This is a genomic window from Pseudomonas sp. PB3P13 (assembly GCF_054897735.1).
Map to the genome: position 1 here is coordinate 1,284,793 of NZ_CM142702.1, position 16,214 is coordinate 1,301,006.

Annotated in this window: 11 protein-coding genes and 1 pseudogene; 3 read left to right on the forward strand and 9 right to left on the reverse strand. The window is 60.2% G+C overall.

The annotated features are described in order from the left end of the window. Window positions 1-14: 14 nt before the first annotated feature. Complete coding sequence (gene guaA / locus ACYZT1_RS05760; RefSeq protein WP_462018066.1) at window positions 15-1,592, forward strand: glutamine-hydrolyzing GMP synthase; 1,578 nt, start codon at window positions 15-17, stop codon at window positions 1,590-1,592. A gap of 183 nt (window positions 1,593-1,775) precedes the next feature. Here the strand turns inward: guaA and ACYZT1_RS05765 are convergent, their stop codons facing one another. Beyond that, window positions 1,776-4,850, reverse strand: a complete 3,075-nt coding sequence (locus ACYZT1_RS05765; RefSeq protein WP_462018067.1) for a membrane-targeted effector domain-containing toxin — start codon at window positions 4,848-4,850, stop codon at window positions 1,776-1,778. A gap of 197 nt (window positions 4,851-5,047) precedes the next feature. Here ACYZT1_RS05765 and ACYZT1_RS05770 point away from each other — a divergent pair, with 197 nt between their 5' ends. Beyond that, window positions 5,048-6,424 carry a multicopper oxidase family protein gene (locus tag ACYZT1_RS05770; RefSeq protein WP_462018068.1) on the forward strand — a complete coding sequence of 459 codons (1,377 nt, stop codon included), beginning with the start codon at window positions 5,048-5,050 and terminating at the stop codon, window positions 6,422-6,424. Beyond that, a complete protein-coding gene (gene tadA, locus ACYZT1_RS05775; RefSeq protein WP_462018069.1) occupies window positions 6,424-6,921 on the forward strand; it encodes a tRNA adenosine(34) deaminase TadA in 498 nt (165 codons plus the stop codon). The genes ACYZT1_RS05770 and tadA overlap by 1 nt, the downstream gene beginning before the upstream one ends. Window positions 6,922-7,316: 395 nt before the next feature. Here the strand turns inward: tadA and cmoB are convergent, their stop codons facing one another. From cmoB to ACYZT1_RS05815, 8 genes and pseudogenes are all read right to left on the reverse strand, one after another. Beyond that, complete coding sequence (gene cmoB / locus ACYZT1_RS05780) at window positions 7,317-8,273, reverse strand: tRNA 5-methoxyuridine(34)/uridine 5-oxyacetic acid(34) synthase CmoB (protein WP_462018070.1); 957 nt, start codon at window positions 8,271-8,273, stop codon at window positions 7,317-7,319. Further along, entirely contained in the window at window positions 8,270-9,013 is a 744-nt protein-coding gene (gene cmoA, locus ACYZT1_RS05785) for a carboxy-S-adenosyl-L-methionine synthase CmoA (RefSeq protein ID WP_462018071.1), read from the reverse strand. Before cmoA ends, cmoB begins: the two co-directional genes overlap by 4 nt. A gap of 213 nt (window positions 9,014-9,226) precedes the next feature. Continuing rightward, window positions 9,227-9,385, reverse strand: a pseudogene (locus tag ACYZT1_RS05790) (lysoplasmalogenase); the annotation flags it as partial. A gap of 2 nt (window positions 9,386-9,387) precedes the next feature. Continuing rightward, entirely contained in the window at window positions 9,388-9,780 is a 393-nt protein-coding gene (locus ACYZT1_RS05795; protein WP_462018072.1) for a protease inhibitor I42 family protein, read from the reverse strand. 589 nt (window positions 9,781-10,369) lie between these two features. After that, window positions 10,370-12,787, reverse strand: coding sequence for an endopeptidase La (gene lon, locus ACYZT1_RS05800; RefSeq protein ID WP_462018073.1), 2,418 nt, complete (start codon window positions 12,785-12,787; stop codon window positions 10,370-10,372). 78 nt (window positions 12,788-12,865) lie between these two features. After that, window positions 12,866-13,867 (reverse strand): diphosphomevalonate decarboxylase, encoded by a 1,002-nt coding sequence (gene mvaD, locus ACYZT1_RS05805; RefSeq protein ID WP_462018074.1) that lies wholly within the window; start codon window positions 13,865-13,867, stop codon window positions 12,866-12,868. Then, window positions 13,864-14,928: a mevalonate kinase family protein gene (locus ACYZT1_RS05810; RefSeq protein WP_462018075.1), complete on the reverse strand. Its 1,065-nt coding sequence runs from the start codon at window positions 14,926-14,928 to the stop codon at window positions 13,864-13,866. The genes mvaD and ACYZT1_RS05810 overlap by 4 nt, the downstream gene beginning before the upstream one ends. A gap of 3 nt (window positions 14,929-14,931) precedes the next feature. Next, the gene (locus tag ACYZT1_RS05815) at window positions 14,932-16,158 is read right to left on the reverse strand and encodes a hydroxymethylglutaryl-CoA reductase (RefSeq protein ID WP_462018076.1); all 1,227 of its coding nucleotides are present in this window, start codon (window positions 16,156-16,158) and stop codon (window positions 14,932-14,934) included. Between the last annotated feature and the right edge of the window lie 56 nt (window positions 16,159-16,214).

Consider the following 16,214-nt stretch of genomic DNA (forward strand, 5'->3'; position numbering starts at 1 on the left):
TCAGAGTTTCCTCCATGGCCCTCGACATTCACGCCCACCGCATCCTGATCCTCGACTTCGGTTCCCAGTACACCCAGCTGATTGCCCGCCGCGTGCGCGAAATCGGCGTTTACTGTGAGCTGCATCCGTTCGACATGGACGACGAAGCGATTCGCGAATTCGCACCAAAAGGCGTCATCCTCGCCGGCGGTCCCGAGTCCGTGCACGAAGCCAACAGCCCTCGCTGCCCGCAAGCCGTGTTTGACCTCGGCGTGCCGGTCTTCGGTATCTGCTATGGCATGCAAACCATGGCTGAACAGCTCGGTGGCAAAGTTGAAGGTTCCGAGCTGCGGGAATTCGGTTACGCCCGTGTAGACGTGGTGGGCAAGAGCCGTCTGCTGGACGGCATCGAAGACCACATCGACGCCGACGGCCTGTTCGGTCTCGACGTATGGATGAGCCACGGTGACAAGGTCACCCGCATGCCGGAAGATTTCCACATCCTCGCCAGCACCCCGAGCTGCCCGATTGCCGGCATGTTCAGCGATGAGCGTCGCTACTACGGCGTGCAGTTTCACCCGGAAGTGACCCATACCAAGCAGGGCGGCCGCATTCTGTCGCGCTTCATCCTCGACATCTGCGAGTGCGAAGCCCTGTGGACCCCCTCAAAAATCGCTGAAGACGCCATTGCTCAGGTGCGCGCCCAGGTCGGCACCGATAACGTTCTGCTCGGCTTGTCCGGCGGCGTCGATTCCTCGGTGGTTGCCGCGCTGCTGCACAAAGCCATTGGCGACCAGTTGACCTGCGTGTTCGTCGACAACGGTCTGCTGCGTCTGCACGAAGGCGAGCAAGTCATGGCCATGTTTGCCGAGAACATGGGCGTCAAAGTGATCCGTGCGAATGCCGAAGACCAGTTCCTCGACAACCTGGCCGGCGAGTCCGACCCGGAGAAGAAGCGCAAGATCATCGGCCGTACTTTCATCGACGTATTCGATGCCCAGTCCAACAAACTGGACAACATCAAGTACCTCGCTCAGGGCACGATCTACCCTGACGTGATCGAGTCGGCTGGCGCCAAAAGCGGCAAGGCCCATGTGATCAAGTCGCACCACAACGTGGGCGGCCTGCCGGAAGAAATGAACCTCAAGCTGGTTGAGCCGCTGCGCGAGCTGTTCAAGGACGAAGTCCGTCGTCTGGGCCTGGAACTCGGCCTGCCGTACGACATGGTCTACCGTCACCCGTTCCCGGGCCCGGGTCTGGGCGTGCGGATCCTCGGTGAAGTGAAAAAGGAATACGCCGACCTGTTGCGTCGCGCCGACCACATCTTCATCGAAGAACTGCGCAAGGCCGACTGGTACCACAAAGTCAGCCAGGCATTCGTAGTGTTCCAGCCAGTCAAGTCGGTGGGCGTGGTCGGCGATGGCCGTCGTTACGCCTGGGTCGTTGCCCTGCGTGCCGTGGAAACCATCGATTTCATGACCGCGCGTTGGGCACATCTGCCTTACGAACTGCTGGAAACTGTCAGCGGGCGCATCATCAATGAAATCGAAGGTATTTCGCGCGTTACATACGACGTGTCGAGCAAGCCGCCGGCGACGATTGAGTGGGAATGATCAGCTAACCCGCGGTTTCGTTCTTCGCGAACAGGCTCGCTCCCACAAGGGACTGCCGTTGAAGACGTGACCGAAGGTTGGACTACAAGCCGCGTGAAACGCTGTTTCACGCGGCTTTTTATTGGGCGAGGAAATTGTTGCGGCCATGATGAACCGTTGCACCACCCGGTCTGGTCTGACCGATCATTCGGGCAGGCGGCTTTGCAGGCTCAGGCCCATCTGGTCAAGCGCCCGGGACAACTGCCCAAGGCTGGCGAAGGGAATGTTGCTGACGCTCGGCCATGACGGCCGGAGGATCTGATATCGCCCATCGGCGAGGACCTCGACGGCTGTGCGCACGATCTGCTCGGCCTGACTGCGGTGAACCAACGTATAGACGCCCTGTGAACGCTCGAAGCAATACATGCCCGGACGGTAAAGCAGCCTTTGGATTTGCTGTTCGGTGCGGCTGACCGGGGCCGCTTCCATGTGTAAAAGCAGATCGGCATAAAGGGTATCCACGGTGCCGCGCGCGGTTTCTTGCAGCGCAGAGGGCCCCCGTTGGACGTCCATGCCCGGATCGACGACGACACCTTCACCTTGCCCGGGATTGACTTCTTCGATACGCACACCGATCCCGCCTTCCAGTTCACTGAGACCCGCCAGCCCCCTGAACGTATTGGTATTTTCGACACCGGTGAGCACGACCCACTTACCCACTGTGTTCATGGCTTTATCCACGAAAATGATTTCACTGGTCAGATGGTTCGTGCTCATCTGCTCTTCGACGCGGGTTGACGAAACAGGTTTGCGGTAGGTTGCCGCGCAATCGGTGGCCTGGACGCGAATGCCGTTTTGCCTGGCGGATTTAACCAGTTCGAGTTCGTTGAATTGTCCGGACGGGTCGGTGCCGAGGCGCTTCAGATAATATTCCAGGTCTTCGGACATGACGCCGCTTCTGAAGTACGCGTTCAGATCGGTCTGGATAAAATCGCTGAGCAGGCGACGTACATAAAGGGTTTTGACACCCTGGCGCGCAAACAGGGCCATGTTCTCGATCAAAAGCCGCATGCTGGTGATTCGCCCCAGCGTTTCACTGATGACCAGTCCGGGCGCGGCGTGGAAAATCTGCTCAATGAGCGCCGTGATGGTCGTTGAAGCGTCGACGCTCGGGATAACCGGACGCGGCGGCAGATTGGCCCATGGCAGGTTTCCGTAGAAACGCCTGGCGGAGTGCAACAATGTGCGGGCCTTATCCGCGAAGTACAGCGCATATCGGTCCGGCGCGATCAGCGCACCATTGGGACCGACCAGAACCCGAATATGTGTTTCGCGCAGTTGCAATGCCCATTTTCTCAACTCAGAGCTTTCAGCCTTTGCCACGTCGTAGGGTGTGGTCACCAGGCGAATGACTCTGGAGGGCGATGCCGGAGGCCGAGGTGGCTCGATGGGCGGCGGCGCTTGCGCTGCAGGTGGCTCTGGCTCGACGGGAGCCGGTTCGATTGCGTCCAGTTCCAGCTCGACGGTGCATTCCTTGCCCAGGCATTGGCCGCCACCCTTCAACCCCAATCGGGTCAATCGCTCCCAGGTGCCCTCGGCATTCAAACGCACGGGCAGCGAGTGAATCAGCTGGTTGGGTCGCGCGGGATCGACGATGGCCCAGAAACCGCCGCCCTGAGTGTCGGCGAAGTAGCGTACGTAATAAGCCATGTCGTCCATTACGATGGCGTAGGGCGGGTCGGAATTGAGTCGGTAGATACCCTGGTATTTTCCGGGTTCTGCGACCGGGGTTTCGCCGTCGAGCAATTCGTTGGATTGATAGGTTTGCGGGATGCCGGACATTGATTTTGGTTCAGCCGGGCCCGATGGCAGTGCTTCCGGAACGGGTAGTTTCGCGCTGAAGTCTTCGGGTTCCATCTCGGTGATGGTGCCTTCCACCTGTTCGGCCGTTTCAGCGGCCTCCGCGGTTTCCACCACTGACCCGGTGCCTTTCAAGAACGGAAGGTTGAACAGGGCGTCGATGGCACTGAGGATCGCGCCGATGACGCCCTGTTTGCGTTCGGCGGCCGTCTTGCCGTTGGCCGCTTGATCGATGTTCAAACCCATGTTGGCCAGACTGGCACCGATCACTGGCAACGCCACTGGCCAGCCTACCGCTGCCATAGGGCCGAACACTTTCAAACCCGCGCTCAGATAACCGATCCACAATTTTTTTCGCAGGTCGCTATTAGAGGTCAGCGACAGATCGGCCTCGGCGAACATCGCCGCCCGCGTGGAATCGCGGACCCAGGTAAACGCATCGACCGTCACGCTGACGTTCTTCTGGTTGATCATGTGGTGATCGGAATGGCCCCAGGTCGTGACAAGACGGGTCATCAGGTCCGAGATGTTGTCGTTGATTTCACGACGGTCAGCCAGCGTGAAATGGCCCAGAAACTGTTGGAGAGGGGCTTTCTCGTTCATCTGTTGCAAGACCCACCAGTGCAGGTCGGAAAGGCTTTGCAGCACATGGAACGCATCGGTGTCGCCCGGTACGTAAAGGATGTGCCGCCCCTGCAAGTCGATGATGCACAAAATATGGGTCGCCACGTGACCGGCGATGTCCAGCGCGCAAACCCTTGAACCGTGACCCGCCGGGGTTTCGCTGCGCAGCATCGGCAAGCTGACCGGCCAAGTGAGCGTGCGGTTCACCGCGCTGACCACCGTTTGAAACTCCTCATCGGTCAATACGGCGCTGTCGCGGGCTTCGACGGCTTTGCTGAGGAAGTTGCACTTGGCCAGGGTACGGAAGTCGTCGGCGAAATTATCCCAGAAACTTTTCAGCTGGTTGCGGTAGAGATGGCTGAAATCGATGCTCCAGAAGTCCTTGAGCACCTGGTTGCCATGCAGGCGCACTTCATTGGTTTCGTTGAAGTCGTCGGCCTCCGGCCCCGCCGTGTAAAAGCCGCCGTAGAGGTCCAGCAGGTCGGCGTTGTCCTGATCGGTGGCGCGGAACCGGTGGACCACCAACTGCGTCAGGGTCAGGGATTCATAGGGCTTTTCGCGAACGTGTTCCCACCCGGTAAACGAGGTCGAACTGCTCTGGGCAGTCTTGAATCGATGGAAATAAACCTGGTCCGGGTCGAGACCGGCCACGCCATGGTGCGTGAGCAGCGTCGCGGCGACTTCGTGCGCCGTATCGTGCAGGCTGGGGCAGGCCGTCACGACCTGGGCAGCCATTATCTTGAGGGCCGCTTTGTCGGCAGCGTTGGGCAGCGTACGGGCTTCTATCGAGTTCATTCGCTCTGTTCCTTGAGGGATGGGCAACGAGGATCGTGTATTCGCTCAAGATCAGTGCGGTACATATGTATCGCGTCAGGGCTTCGCGGCCTGCGTCCATCCGCCGCGCTGCCCTTACGGTTTCGCAACTGCGGGTGTATCGTATTCGCCTTTTGCAGGCCCGGTGCCTGTCGCTGATACGTGAGGTAGTTGAGTTCATGTCCTTTACCCGTCGCCAAATCCTCGGTGGCCTGGCCGGTCTTGTTGTCGTTGGCGTGGGAGCAGGGGGCGCGTCGCGTTACTGGTTGGGCAAGATGGCCGACGCTGACGCCGGTCATGACTACGAGCTGATCGCGGCACCGCTGGACGTCGAACTGGTGGCCGGGCACAAGACTGAAGCCTGGGCGTTTGGCCCGTCGGCACCGGGCACCGAATTGCGCGTGCGTCAGGGTGAATGGCTACGGGTAAGGTTCATCAATCATTTGCCCGTGGCGACCACCATTCACTGGCACGGCATCCGCCTGCCGCTGGAGATGGACGGCGTGCCGTACGTCTCGCAGCTTCCGGTCTTGCCGGGTGAATATTTCGACTACAAGTTTCGCGTGCCCGACGCGGGCAGCTATTGGTATCACCCGCACGTCAACAGCAGCGAAGAACTCGGTCGCGGTCTGGTGGGTCCGCTGATTGTCGAAGAGCGCGAGCCCACCGGTTTCAAGTACGAAAAAACCCTGAGCCTCAAGAGCTGGCACGTGGATGAGGAAGGCGCGTTTGTCGCGTTCAGCATTCCACGCGAAGCGGCGCGTGGCGGCACGGCGGGGCGTTTGTCGACAATCAATGGCGTTGCGCAGGCGGTGATCGATTTACCCGCTGGCCAGATCACCCGCGTGCGTGTGCTCAACCTCGACAACACGCTGACCTATCGCCTGAACATTCCGGGCGTCGAAGCGCAGATCTACGCGCTGGACGGCAACCCCGTCGAGCCTCGCCCATTGGGCAAGGAATACTGGCTCGGCCCGGGCATGCGCATTTGCCTGGCGATCAAGGCACCTGCGGCCGGTGAAGAATTGTCCTTGCGCAACGGCCCGGTGCGGTTGGGGACATTGCGCTCGGTCGCGAACGACGATGCGCCAGGCCAGTGGCCGCCCGCGCTGCCGGCCAACCCGGTCGCCGAGCCGGACCTGGCGAATGCCGAGAAACTCAACTTCAATTTCGAGTGGGTCGGTTCGGTGTCGGTGGACGTCGACAACGGTCGGCCGCCGAGCCTGTGGCAAATCAACGGCAAGGCCTGGGACATCACCGACAAGACCTGCGCCGACCGCCCGATTGCCACGCTTGAGAAAGGCAAGAGCTACATTTTCGAACTGAAAAACATGACCCAATATCAGCACCCGATTCACCTGCATGGCATGAGTTTCAAGGTCATTGCCTCGAACCGGCACAAGGTGATTCCGTACTTCACCGACACCTATTTGCTGGGCAAGAACGAACGCGCGCGCGTTGCACTGGTGGCGGATAACCCCGGCGTGTGGATGTTCCATTGCCATGTGATCGACCACATGGAAACCGGCCTGATGGCCGCTATCGAGGTGGCGTGATGCGTCAGATTCGTCCCGCCGCGATCATCGACCGCAGCCGTGATCGCGATTTCATGCGCGAAGCGCTCACGCTCGCCGCCCAAGGTGCGGCGCTGGGTGAAGTGCCGGTGGGCGCGGTGCTGGTGCAGGACGGCGAAATCATCGGTCGCGGCTTCAATTGCCCGATCAGCGGCCATGACCCGAGCGCCCATGCCGAGATGGTCGCGATCCGCGCCGCAGCGTTGGCGGCCAGCAATTACCGGTTGCCCGGCAGCACGCTGTACGTGACGCTGGAACCGTGCAGCATGTGCGCCGGGCTGATCGTGCATTCGCGGATTGCGCGGGTGGTGTATGGCGCACTGGAACCCAAGGCCGGAATCGTGCAGAGTCAGGGACAGTTTTTTACCCAGGGCTTCTTGAATCACCGGGTGCTTTTTGAGGGTGGGGTGTTGGCTGAAGAGTGCGGGGCGGTGCTCAGCGAGTTCTTCAAGGCTCGCCGAGCGAAGCCTTCAGAATAAACACCGGACCAGTGTAGGAGCGAGCCTGCTCGCGATGCCGCCAGTACGGCCGCCAGATTTCGTGAGACCCGTTACACCGCTTTCGCCAGCAGGCTGGCTCCCACAATTGACTTCGGTCCGGCACAAAATTCACGCCGCCAATCCCCTGTAGGAGCGAGCCTGCTCGCGACGAGGCCAGTACGGTCGCCAGATTTCGTGAGACCCGTTACACCGCTTTCGCCAGCAGGCTGGCTCCCACAATTGACTTCGGCCAGGCACAAAATTCCCGCCGACGCCAATCCCGTGTAGGAGCGAGCTTGCTCGCGATGGAGGGTCAGCTGCATTGATGTCCACTGACACACCATCGCGAGCAAGCTCGCTCCCACAGGTTTTTCTAGTGTCTGGAAGATTTGGGGTTATTTGCGCGCGACGATCACTGCGCGCATCGGCGCCGGTAAACCTTCGATTGTCTTGCTGTAATCATCAGGATCAAGGAAATCAGTCAACGATTGATACTTCATCCATTCTGTCCCGCGCTGTTCCTCTACCGTCGTTACGCTCACGTCAACACAACGAACATCGGTAAATCCTGCACGGCGTAGCCACAATTCCAGCGCCGGCACCGAGGGTAAAAACCACACATTGCGCATCTGCGCATAGCGGTCCTCGGGCACCAATACCTGTTGCCGATCGCCTTCGATCACCAGGGTTTCCAGCACCAGTTCCCCGCCCTTGACCAGGCAATCCTTCAGCGCCAGCAAATGCTCGATCGGCGAACGGCGATGATAGAAAACGCCCATGGAAAACACCGTGTCGAAGCCTTCAAGGTTGGGCGGCAAATCTTCGAAGGGGAAGGGCAAGTGCCAGGCATTCGGCTCGGACAAGTAGCGTTGCACTGCCTGGAACTGGCAGAAAAACAGCCAGTTCGGATCGACGCCGATCACGCTGTCGGCGCCAGCGCCGAGCATGCGCCACATGTAATAGCCATTGCCGCAACCGACATCGAGGATGCGTTTGCCCTTCAGATCAAGGTGCGGCGCCACGCGGGACCATTTCCAGTCCGAACGCCATTCGGTATCGACGTGTACGCCAAACAGGTCGAACGGCCCCTTGCGCCACGGCGACAAACCCATCAGCGCGGTGCGCATTTGCGCACGGGTTTCATCGTCGCAAGCGGTGTCCAGCCTCAGACCGTTGAGCAGATCGACTTCGCTCGGCTGGATCTTCGGCAACGCGTCCAGCGCACTCTGCCAGCGCTCCAGATCGCCGTGGCCTTTGTCCATTTTCCGGTCGAGTTGTGCCTGCAGGGTGTTGGCCCATTCGGCCAGCGGTGTGCCGGCCAAACGGCGGGCGAGGGGAGACAGATCGATCATGGCAAGGCAATCAACGAGGCAAAGTTAAGACACTGGAACCACGGCACGACTTTCGAAAACCCGGCCGCCAGCAGACGCTCGCGGTGTTCTTCAAGGCTGTCGGGTTTCATGACGTTTTCGATGGCGCTGCGCTTCTGCGCAATTTCCAGTTCGCTGTAGCCGTTGGCACGTTTGAACGCGACGTGCAGATCGGTCAGCAGCACGTGTTCTTCAGGGTCATTGAAGCGTAGCTTTTCCGACAGGATCAACGCGCCGCCGGGCAGCAGCGACTGGCGGATGCGCGACAGCAACGCGGTACGCTGCTCCGGGGCGATGAACTGCAGGGTGAAATTCAACGCCACCACCGAGGCGGGCTGGAATTGGAGCGCGAGGATGTCGCCTTCAATCACTTCTACCGGTAACAACTCCTGGAACATCGAGTCCTGCCCGGTGAGGTATTCGCGGCAGCGTTCAACCATCGCTGCCGAGTTATCCACAGCGATCACGCGGCAGCCGTCGGTGCGCACATGGCGGCGCAACGCCTGAGTCACGGCGCCGAGGGACGAACCAAGGTCGTAGAGCACGCTGTTCGGCTGGGCAAACTGCGCGGCGAGCACGCCCAGGTTCTCGACAATGGTCGGATAACCTGGCACCGAGCGCTTGATCATGTCCGGAAACACCCGCACCACGTCCTCGTTAAAGGCGAAGTCAGGCACCTGGGCCAACGGCTGGGCGAAAAGGCGATCGGGTTCTTTGCTCACGGCGGTTCCGGCGGTGTCGGTGAAAAGGCCGGCATTTTATCCAAGTTGCCGCGCAGATGCGCGGGTTGTCTGATAAACCGCGGACAGGCTCTGAAATTTGTGTGCAGTGGTGATGCCTGCTCCGGGCGGCGATCCGACGAAGGGGTCAACGGGGTTTCAGCCGGAACGCCGAGGCAGTGATCCCCCATTGCCCCAGCCAGTAACTGATGATCTGATCCAGCGCCGATACACGTTGGGTGGCGCGTCGTGCAACCAGCCGAGCAGCGCCATCACGGGCAACGGTTTGACCAGTAGGCAAAGCAGCGCGGCGTGCACCGTCAGACCGTAGATAAAAGTCACCGCGCCCATCAACGCCAGAATCAGCCATGCCACGTTCAGTTCACCGAGATGGCACAGTCGAATGTTTCAACCGGCAGCACTTCCGGTGCCCAGGGTTGTTGCGAAGTCAGGCGCAAGCGTCCGTCGCCCTGTGCGAATGCCTGAAAGCGCCAGGTCGAAACCCCGGCAGCACCGACGACGCCAGCATCTTCGGGGTTGCGATAGACCTCTGGCCCCAATGCGCGCAACACGCCACCGGCCGAATCCTGGATTGCCCAACGGTAACCCGTGGTCGGGTTGCTGGGCAGGGTGAGGATCAGGTTTTGCCCGCTGTGCAACCGCACCGGGCAGCCACTTTGTTTTTCCACGGTCACGTTTTGTTTCGGTGGCGTGGCACACGCGGCCAGCAAAGAGAGGGCGAGGGGGACTAACAGGCGGGTAGGGAACATAAGGTCAGCGGCTCCGGCATTCACGACGAACGGCGAGCATAGCTGAAGATGAGATGAAGGTGACAGCGCCGGGGATTGGCAGTGTCTGCTCTGACGCAATCGCGGGCAAGCCCGCTCCCACAGGTGCTGTGTCGTTCAAAAAATTGTTAACAGCCTGTAGCAGCGGGCTTGCCCGGGATTGTGGTCATGCGTTTATTCGGCGACGTCGATATCGCCTTTAACCATGCCGATCCTGGCAAATACTCAATCAAAAGTGATCCGGTATTTTTTCATGCTGTTATCGAGAATGGCGTTGAATGTTAACGGTGATCCAATCTGGATTCTGATAGTAAACGGCCTTTGTTGTGGCAGACGCTTGCTAGGTGTTTATGGTGATGTTACCTCGTGGTTAAACATCCGTTAGGGATCGGCTTTGCGTTTGTCGGATCTTTAACAGTGCACAACGGTAGTCAAGCAACCGAGGTAACGGCGTGTCGACGGCCATGGTTGCTCACTCTTGAATGGATATGAGCAACCGTTGTATCAGCGAGCCGGTCGGATTCCACCTGTTAGAACCACCAGTTCCGACAGGTGGAGACGCCGGGGATAATCAGAACAATATCTTCGCCACATCCGTAAAGCGTTTGGCGAAATGCACGGTAATCCCTTCCTTCAGGTACTCCGGCAATTCATCAAAGCTGCCGCGGTTCGGCTCCGGCAGAATCAATTCGAAGATCTTCTGCCGCCGCGCCGCAATCACCTTTTCACGCACCCCGCCAATCGGCAGCACGTGCCCGGTCAGCGTCAATTCGCCAGTCATGGCCACGCCTTTTTTCGGCGCCTGGTTGCGTGCCAGGGACAGGAGCGCACTGGCCATGGTCACGCCGGCGCTCGGGCCGTCTTTCGGGGTGGCGCCTTCCGGCACGTGGAGGTGGACGAATGCTTCGTCGAAGAACTTCGGATCACCGCCGAACGACTTCAGGTTGGAGCTGACGTAGCTGTAGGCGATTTCCGCCGACTCTTTCATCACATCGCCCAGTTGCCCGGTGAGTTTGAAGCCGCGGTTGAGCGTGTGGATGCGCGTGGCTTCGATGGGCAAGGTCGCGCCGCCCATGCTGGTCCAGGCGAGGCCAGTGATCACACCGGTGCCAGACAATACCTGTTCATTGCGAAACACCGGATGGCCCAACGAGGCCTCAAGGTCCTTCGGCGCGATTTTGATCACCGCTTTCGGTTCGTCGATCAACTTCACCACGGCCTTGCGCACCAGTTTGCCCAGTTGTTTTTCCAACTGGCGCACCCCGGCTTCACGGGCATAACCGTCGATCAGGGCCTTCAACGCCGTGTCGCTGATGCTCAGGCTGCCTTTGGCAACGCCGGCCTTTTCCAGCTGCTTGGGCCACAGGTGACGCTTGGCGATGGCGATTTTTTCTTCGGTGATGTAACCCGACAGACGAATCACCTCCATCCGGTCGAGCAACGGGCCGGGAATCGAGTCCAGGGTGTTGGCGGTGCAAACGAACAGTACTTTCGACAGGTCCATGCGCAAGTCGAGGTAGTGGTCGAGGAATTCGACGTTCTGTTCCGGGTCGAGGGTTTCCAGCAGCGCTGAGGCCGGGTCGCCCTGGTAGCTCTGGCCCATTTTGTCGATCTCGTCGAGCATGATCACCGGGTTCATCACTTCGACATCTTTCAGCGCTTGCACGAGTTTGCCCGGTTGCGCGCCGATGTAGGTGCGGCGGTGGCCCTTGATCTCGGCTTCGTCGCGCATGCCGCCAAGGCTGAAGCGATAGAACGGCCGCCCCAGGGATTCGGCGATGGACTTGCCGACGCTGGTTTTACCCACGCCGGGCGGGCCGACCAGCAGCACGATAGAGCCGCTGATCGCGCCTTTGTAGGCACCGACCGCGAGGAATTCGAGGATGCGGTCCTTGATGTCGTCGAGGCCGGCGTGGTGTCTGTCGAGCACCTTGCGCGCGTGCTTGAGGTCGAGTTTGTCTTCACCGTACACGCCCCACGGAACGGCGGTCGCCCAGTCGAGGTAGTTGCGGGTAACCGCGTACTCCGGCGAACCGGTTTCAAGAATCGACAGCTTGTGCATTTCCTCATCGATGCGTTTCTGCGCCTGGGCGGACAGCACTTTGTCCACCAGCCGCTGTTTGAATTGTTCGATGTCAGCGCTGCGGTCATCCTTGGTCAGACCCAGCTCTTGCTGGATGACCTTGAGTTGTTCCTTGAGGAAAAATTCGCGCTGATGTTCGCCGATCTTGCGGTTAACCTCCGCGGAAATTTCTTTTTGCAGCCGTGCGACTTCGACTTCCTTGCGCAGCATCGGCAAGACTTTTTCCATGCGCCGCAGCATCGGCACGCAGTCGAGCACTTCCTGCAGTTCGTTACCGGTCGCCGAGGTCAGGGCGGCGGCGAAATCGGTCAACGGTGACGGGTCGTTGGGGCTGAAGCGATTGAGGTAGTTCTTCAGCTCTTCGCTGTACAGCGGGTTGAGCGGCAGCAGTTCCTTGATCGCGTTGATCAGCGCCATGCCGTAGGCCTTGACCTCGTCGGTCGGCTCGGTGGGCTGGTGCGGGTATTCGACTTCTACCAGGTACGGCGGGCGGTGGTGTTTGAGCCAGGTCCTGATGCGAACGCGGGTCAGGCCTTGGGCCACAAATTGCAGTTTGCCGTTTTCGCGACTGGCGTGGTGCACCTTGACCAGCGTGCCGTAAAGCGGCAGGGCCGAGGTGTCGAAATGGCGTGGGTCTTCCTGGGGCGTGTCCATGTAGAACAGGGCCAGGGAATGGTGCTCGGACTTGCTGACCAGATCCAGGGTTTCAGCCCAGGGTTCTTCATTGACGATGACCGGCAACACCTGGGCCGGGAAGAACGGGCGGTTGTGGATCGGGATGATGTAGACCTTGTCCGGCAGGTTCTGGCCGGGGAGGGCCAGGCCTTTGCCGGGGGTGTGCTGTTCGGCGTTTTCCGGGTCGGCGTACTCGCTGAGGTCTTCGGGGAATTCTTGCTGGTCGCTCATGGGGCACCTGCGCTATGGACTATGGGACTTAGATGGGGCAGGTGGAGGGTGGTTTCAATGGCAGGGCGATTCCGACCGTTAAAACAGGTGACGCGATAAACGGCGGGGGCCTTCACCCACTCGATCGCAAATCCATTGTTCTACCTCGGGCAGTGTTCTCAACGCCGCAAATGCTGCCGGCAAATGTTGCGCCGTGCACAGCACGTGCACATTGGGACCTGCATCCACGGTCGCGCAGACCTGCAGACCTTGGCGACGCAGTTGTCGGACACGCTCGAGAACCCGCAGAGTCGCGGGTTTCCAGTAGAAAATGGGCGGCTCAGAGGTCATGGCGATCATGTGCAGTTCAACGGCTTCGCATTCCACCGCGTCGGCCAATGTGTCGAAATCGCGGTGCAGAATCGCCTGGCGGACAGCTTCCAGCCGTCCGGGCAGCAGACTCAGGCGGGTGGAGTAAAAGGGGCTGCTGGCGGCGAGTTGATGACCCTGGCGGGAACTGATGTCTTTATGCCCGGCGTCTACCACGGCAATCAGGTCGAACAACGCCCAGTGCTGTGCTGGGGCCAGTTGCCCGGCAGGGCCTTCGCGTTGATTGGCGTCTGCCGGCCATTGCACGAATCCCCCCAACACCGAGCGTGCCGCCGAACCGGAGCCGGATAACCGTGCCAACTGGCTCAGCGCCGGGTCATCCAGCGCTTGACCACAGCGAAGCGCGAACGCCAGTGCCAGGGCACTGAAGCCCGACGCGGAGGAGGCAATGCCGGCGCCGGTCGGGAAATTGTTGCGGGTGGCAACGCGCAACGGTTGCTGATCATTGAAGTAGCGACGCAACTGCGACAAATGGCACTCGATCCCCGTGCGCATTGCCGCCCCTGCCGGCACCAGCAAGCGGTCGGCGGTCTGCCAGAGGATTTCATCGGGTTCGCCGCGCCTGAGCGGTGACAACGTGCAGTAAGTCACGCAACGGCTCAACGTCATGGACAGCGAGGCATTGTTGGGAAGCGTACGGCTTTCGTCACTCATGCCCCAGTACTTGATCAGCGCAATGTTGCTGGGAGACGAGACGCTGATTTTGGTCATTGCCGCCACACCTGCAATCCTTCCACCGCCATGGCCGCGTCGATTTTGTGATATGGCTGCAGTTCGGGCAGCGGCGGTGCACCGACGACCAGAAGGGCACCCGCACGGTCCCCGGAAAGAGCGCCCGCGCCACATATTTTCGCGGCTCCGCCAGCCTTTTCGATCGCCCTGATCACTTTGGCCACCGCCAAGGGTACAACCCCCAATCGTTCCAGAGACGCTTCATAATCGCGCAGCAAGCCCTTGAGCATTTCAGGCATCGGGCGAGGTTGTTGCAGCAACAAACGAAAGCGTTCCGCGCTGCTGCGCATACTTGCCAGTAATGGATTGTCAGGGGCTGCCAATCGGTGACGAGTGGCGGCAATGACCTGGCCGGTGCTCTGGGCGCTGGCCCCGGTGTGGTAGATCTCGACATCGCGCAACTGTGTCATCGCAGCGGCAGGCCAGCACACCAGTTTGAAGCCGCCGTCTGCCATCGGCCGTCGTTCGACCGTCGAGCCCAGCAGGCTGGTGTGGTGATCAATGCCGGACGGCTGGCCGTGCTGGAAGCTTTCAATGCTCATAGCCATGGGTTCAATCGAGCCTGGTGGGTCATCAAGACCGAAGAAACACAAGAGCGCCGCCGACAGGCTCACGGCCAAGGCACCTGAACTGCCAAAGCCGGCATCCAGTGGAATGCTCGACTCGACCCGCAACGTGAAACCGGGGCATGTTTGCCGGGCCAACCGGAGCAGACTCTCGCCAATCGCACATTTGACCAGATGATCGGCGTCGGCTCCCCTGACCCGCGCAAAACTGTCGGCGTCAGGCGCCCTCTGGTAGCGTTCTCGCAGCTGACGCACACGCCGGATGTAATCGCGCAACTCATCCGGCCTGTAACACCGCTGCAGTTGCAACGCGGGTAACTGCACTTCAATCATGCCATCGCAGCGCGGGCGCACCTGGACCTTGCAGTACAGGCCTACCGACGTGGCGAACACAGGGCAGCCGTGCAGGGCGGCGTGCTCGCCCATCAAGATGATCTTGCCGGGGGCGCACGCCAGAACCGCTTCGGACCCCATCACTCAACGACCCAATTGCTGATGGGCCCGCACCAGATGATGAGAGGCTTGTGCTGCCATAATCGACAGTTCGCCTGCCAGCACCAGCGCACCGAGGATTTCCGCCAGGCGCAATGTGTCCACGCCCGGAGCCTTGTGGCCCGGTACGATTCCCATCAGGGCCAGTGCTTCTCGTTGGGTGCACAGCCCGGTACCGCCGCCAACCACCCCAAGCGGTGTGTCGGGTAGCAGGACTGATGCATAAATACCCCCGCGTTCCTGGGCCTCGATGCAGGTAATTCCCACCGCACTCTCAGCCACCTGGGCGACATCCTGGCCCGTGGCAATGAAAAAGGCGGCGACAATATTGGCGTGGTGAGCGTTACAGCCGATTGCCCCGGCCATGGCCGAGCCCAGCAGATTTTTCCGGTACTGGACTTCGCACAGTGACGCCATATCGGTTTTCAGGATGTCGCGCACGATATCGGCGCTCAGATAAGCCTCGGCGCAGATGCGCTTGCCCCGGCCATTAATGAAGTTGACCATCGCTGGTTTTTTGTCGGTGCAGTAATTGCCCGAGATGCTGATGCACCGTACCCCCGTGGCGGGGGTGATCAGTTGAACAATGGCACGTTCGCAGGCGATGCTCGCCATGTTCATGCCCATTGCATCAGCGCTTTTGAAGCGAAAACGCAGGTAGATCGTGCAACCCACCGTCGCGGGCGAGATGTCCTGCAATTGAAGGTAACGGCTGTCCTGCTCGCACAGCTGTTTGATGTCGTCGTAATGAGTCTGCACCCACGCCACAAACGACTGGGTCTGAATGATGCCGCTGGAGCGAAAAACCGGGGCTCGAGTAATCCCCACATCCTCGACCCGGACCACCGCACCTCCGGCCGCGCGCAGTGCGCGGCAGCCTCTGGACACGCTGGCGATCAGCGCGCCTTCGGTAGTGGCCAGAGGTGCATAGACCGGTTCCTTGGCGGTGATTGCCTGCCCATTCACCAGTACCGGGCCGGCCACTCCGAGGGGAACCTGAGTCGCGCCGATAAAGTTCTCGCACATGGCATGTCGTTCATCGAAGGTGTAGTCGCCAATGGCGCCGAGCGAGGTTCCGGTGATGGTTTGCAGCGCCTTGCGCCGGACAAGCGAGGCTTCCTTGCGTGGCAGGTCAGGCGGCAATTGATGCAGGCCAATCTCGCCCTTTGCCAATGCCTCTATCCAGTGAGTACCAAATGGGGTGGGGGACATGACAGGCTCCGCGGTTCGCTGGCGCAAACGGTGCGCGCGTTCTGTCGATGTTCCCC

Coding starts and splice junctions, on each gene's coding strand:
- guaA (WP_462018066.1), top strand. CDS start 15: ATGGCCCTCGACATTCACGCCCACCGCATCCTGATCCTCGACTTCGGT.
- mvaD (WP_462018074.1), bottom strand. CDS start 13,867: ATGACCAAAATCAGCGTCTCGTCTCCCAGCAACATTGCGCTGATCAAG.
- ACYZT1_RS05770 (WP_462018068.1), top strand. CDS start 5,048: ATGTCCTTTACCCGTCGCCAAATCCTCGGTGGCCTGGCCGGTCTTGTT.
- ACYZT1_RS05765 (WP_462018067.1), bottom strand. CDS start 4,850: ATGAACTCGATAGAAGCCCGTACGCTGCCCAACGCTGCCGACAAAGCG.
- ACYZT1_RS05815 (WP_462018076.1), bottom strand. CDS start 16,158: ATGTCCCCCACCCCATTTGGTACTCACTGGATAGAGGCATTGGCAAAG.
- ACYZT1_RS05795 (WP_462018072.1), bottom strand. CDS start 9,780: ATGTTCCCTACCCGCCTGTTAGTCCCCCTCGCCCTCTCTTTGCTGGCC.
- cmoB (WP_462018070.1), bottom strand. CDS start 8,273: ATGATCGATCTGTCTCCCCTCGCCCGCCGTTTGGCCGGCACACCGCTG.
- lon (WP_462018073.1), bottom strand. CDS start 12,787: ATGAGCGACCAGCAAGAATTCCCCGAAGACCTCAGCGAGTACGCCGAC.
- tadA (WP_462018069.1), top strand. CDS start 6,424: ATGCGTCAGATTCGTCCCGCCGCGATCATCGACCGCAGCCGTGATCGC.
- ACYZT1_RS05810 (WP_462018075.1), bottom strand. CDS start 14,928: ATGGGGTCCGAAGCGGTTCTGGCGTGCGCCCCCGGCAAGATCATCTTG.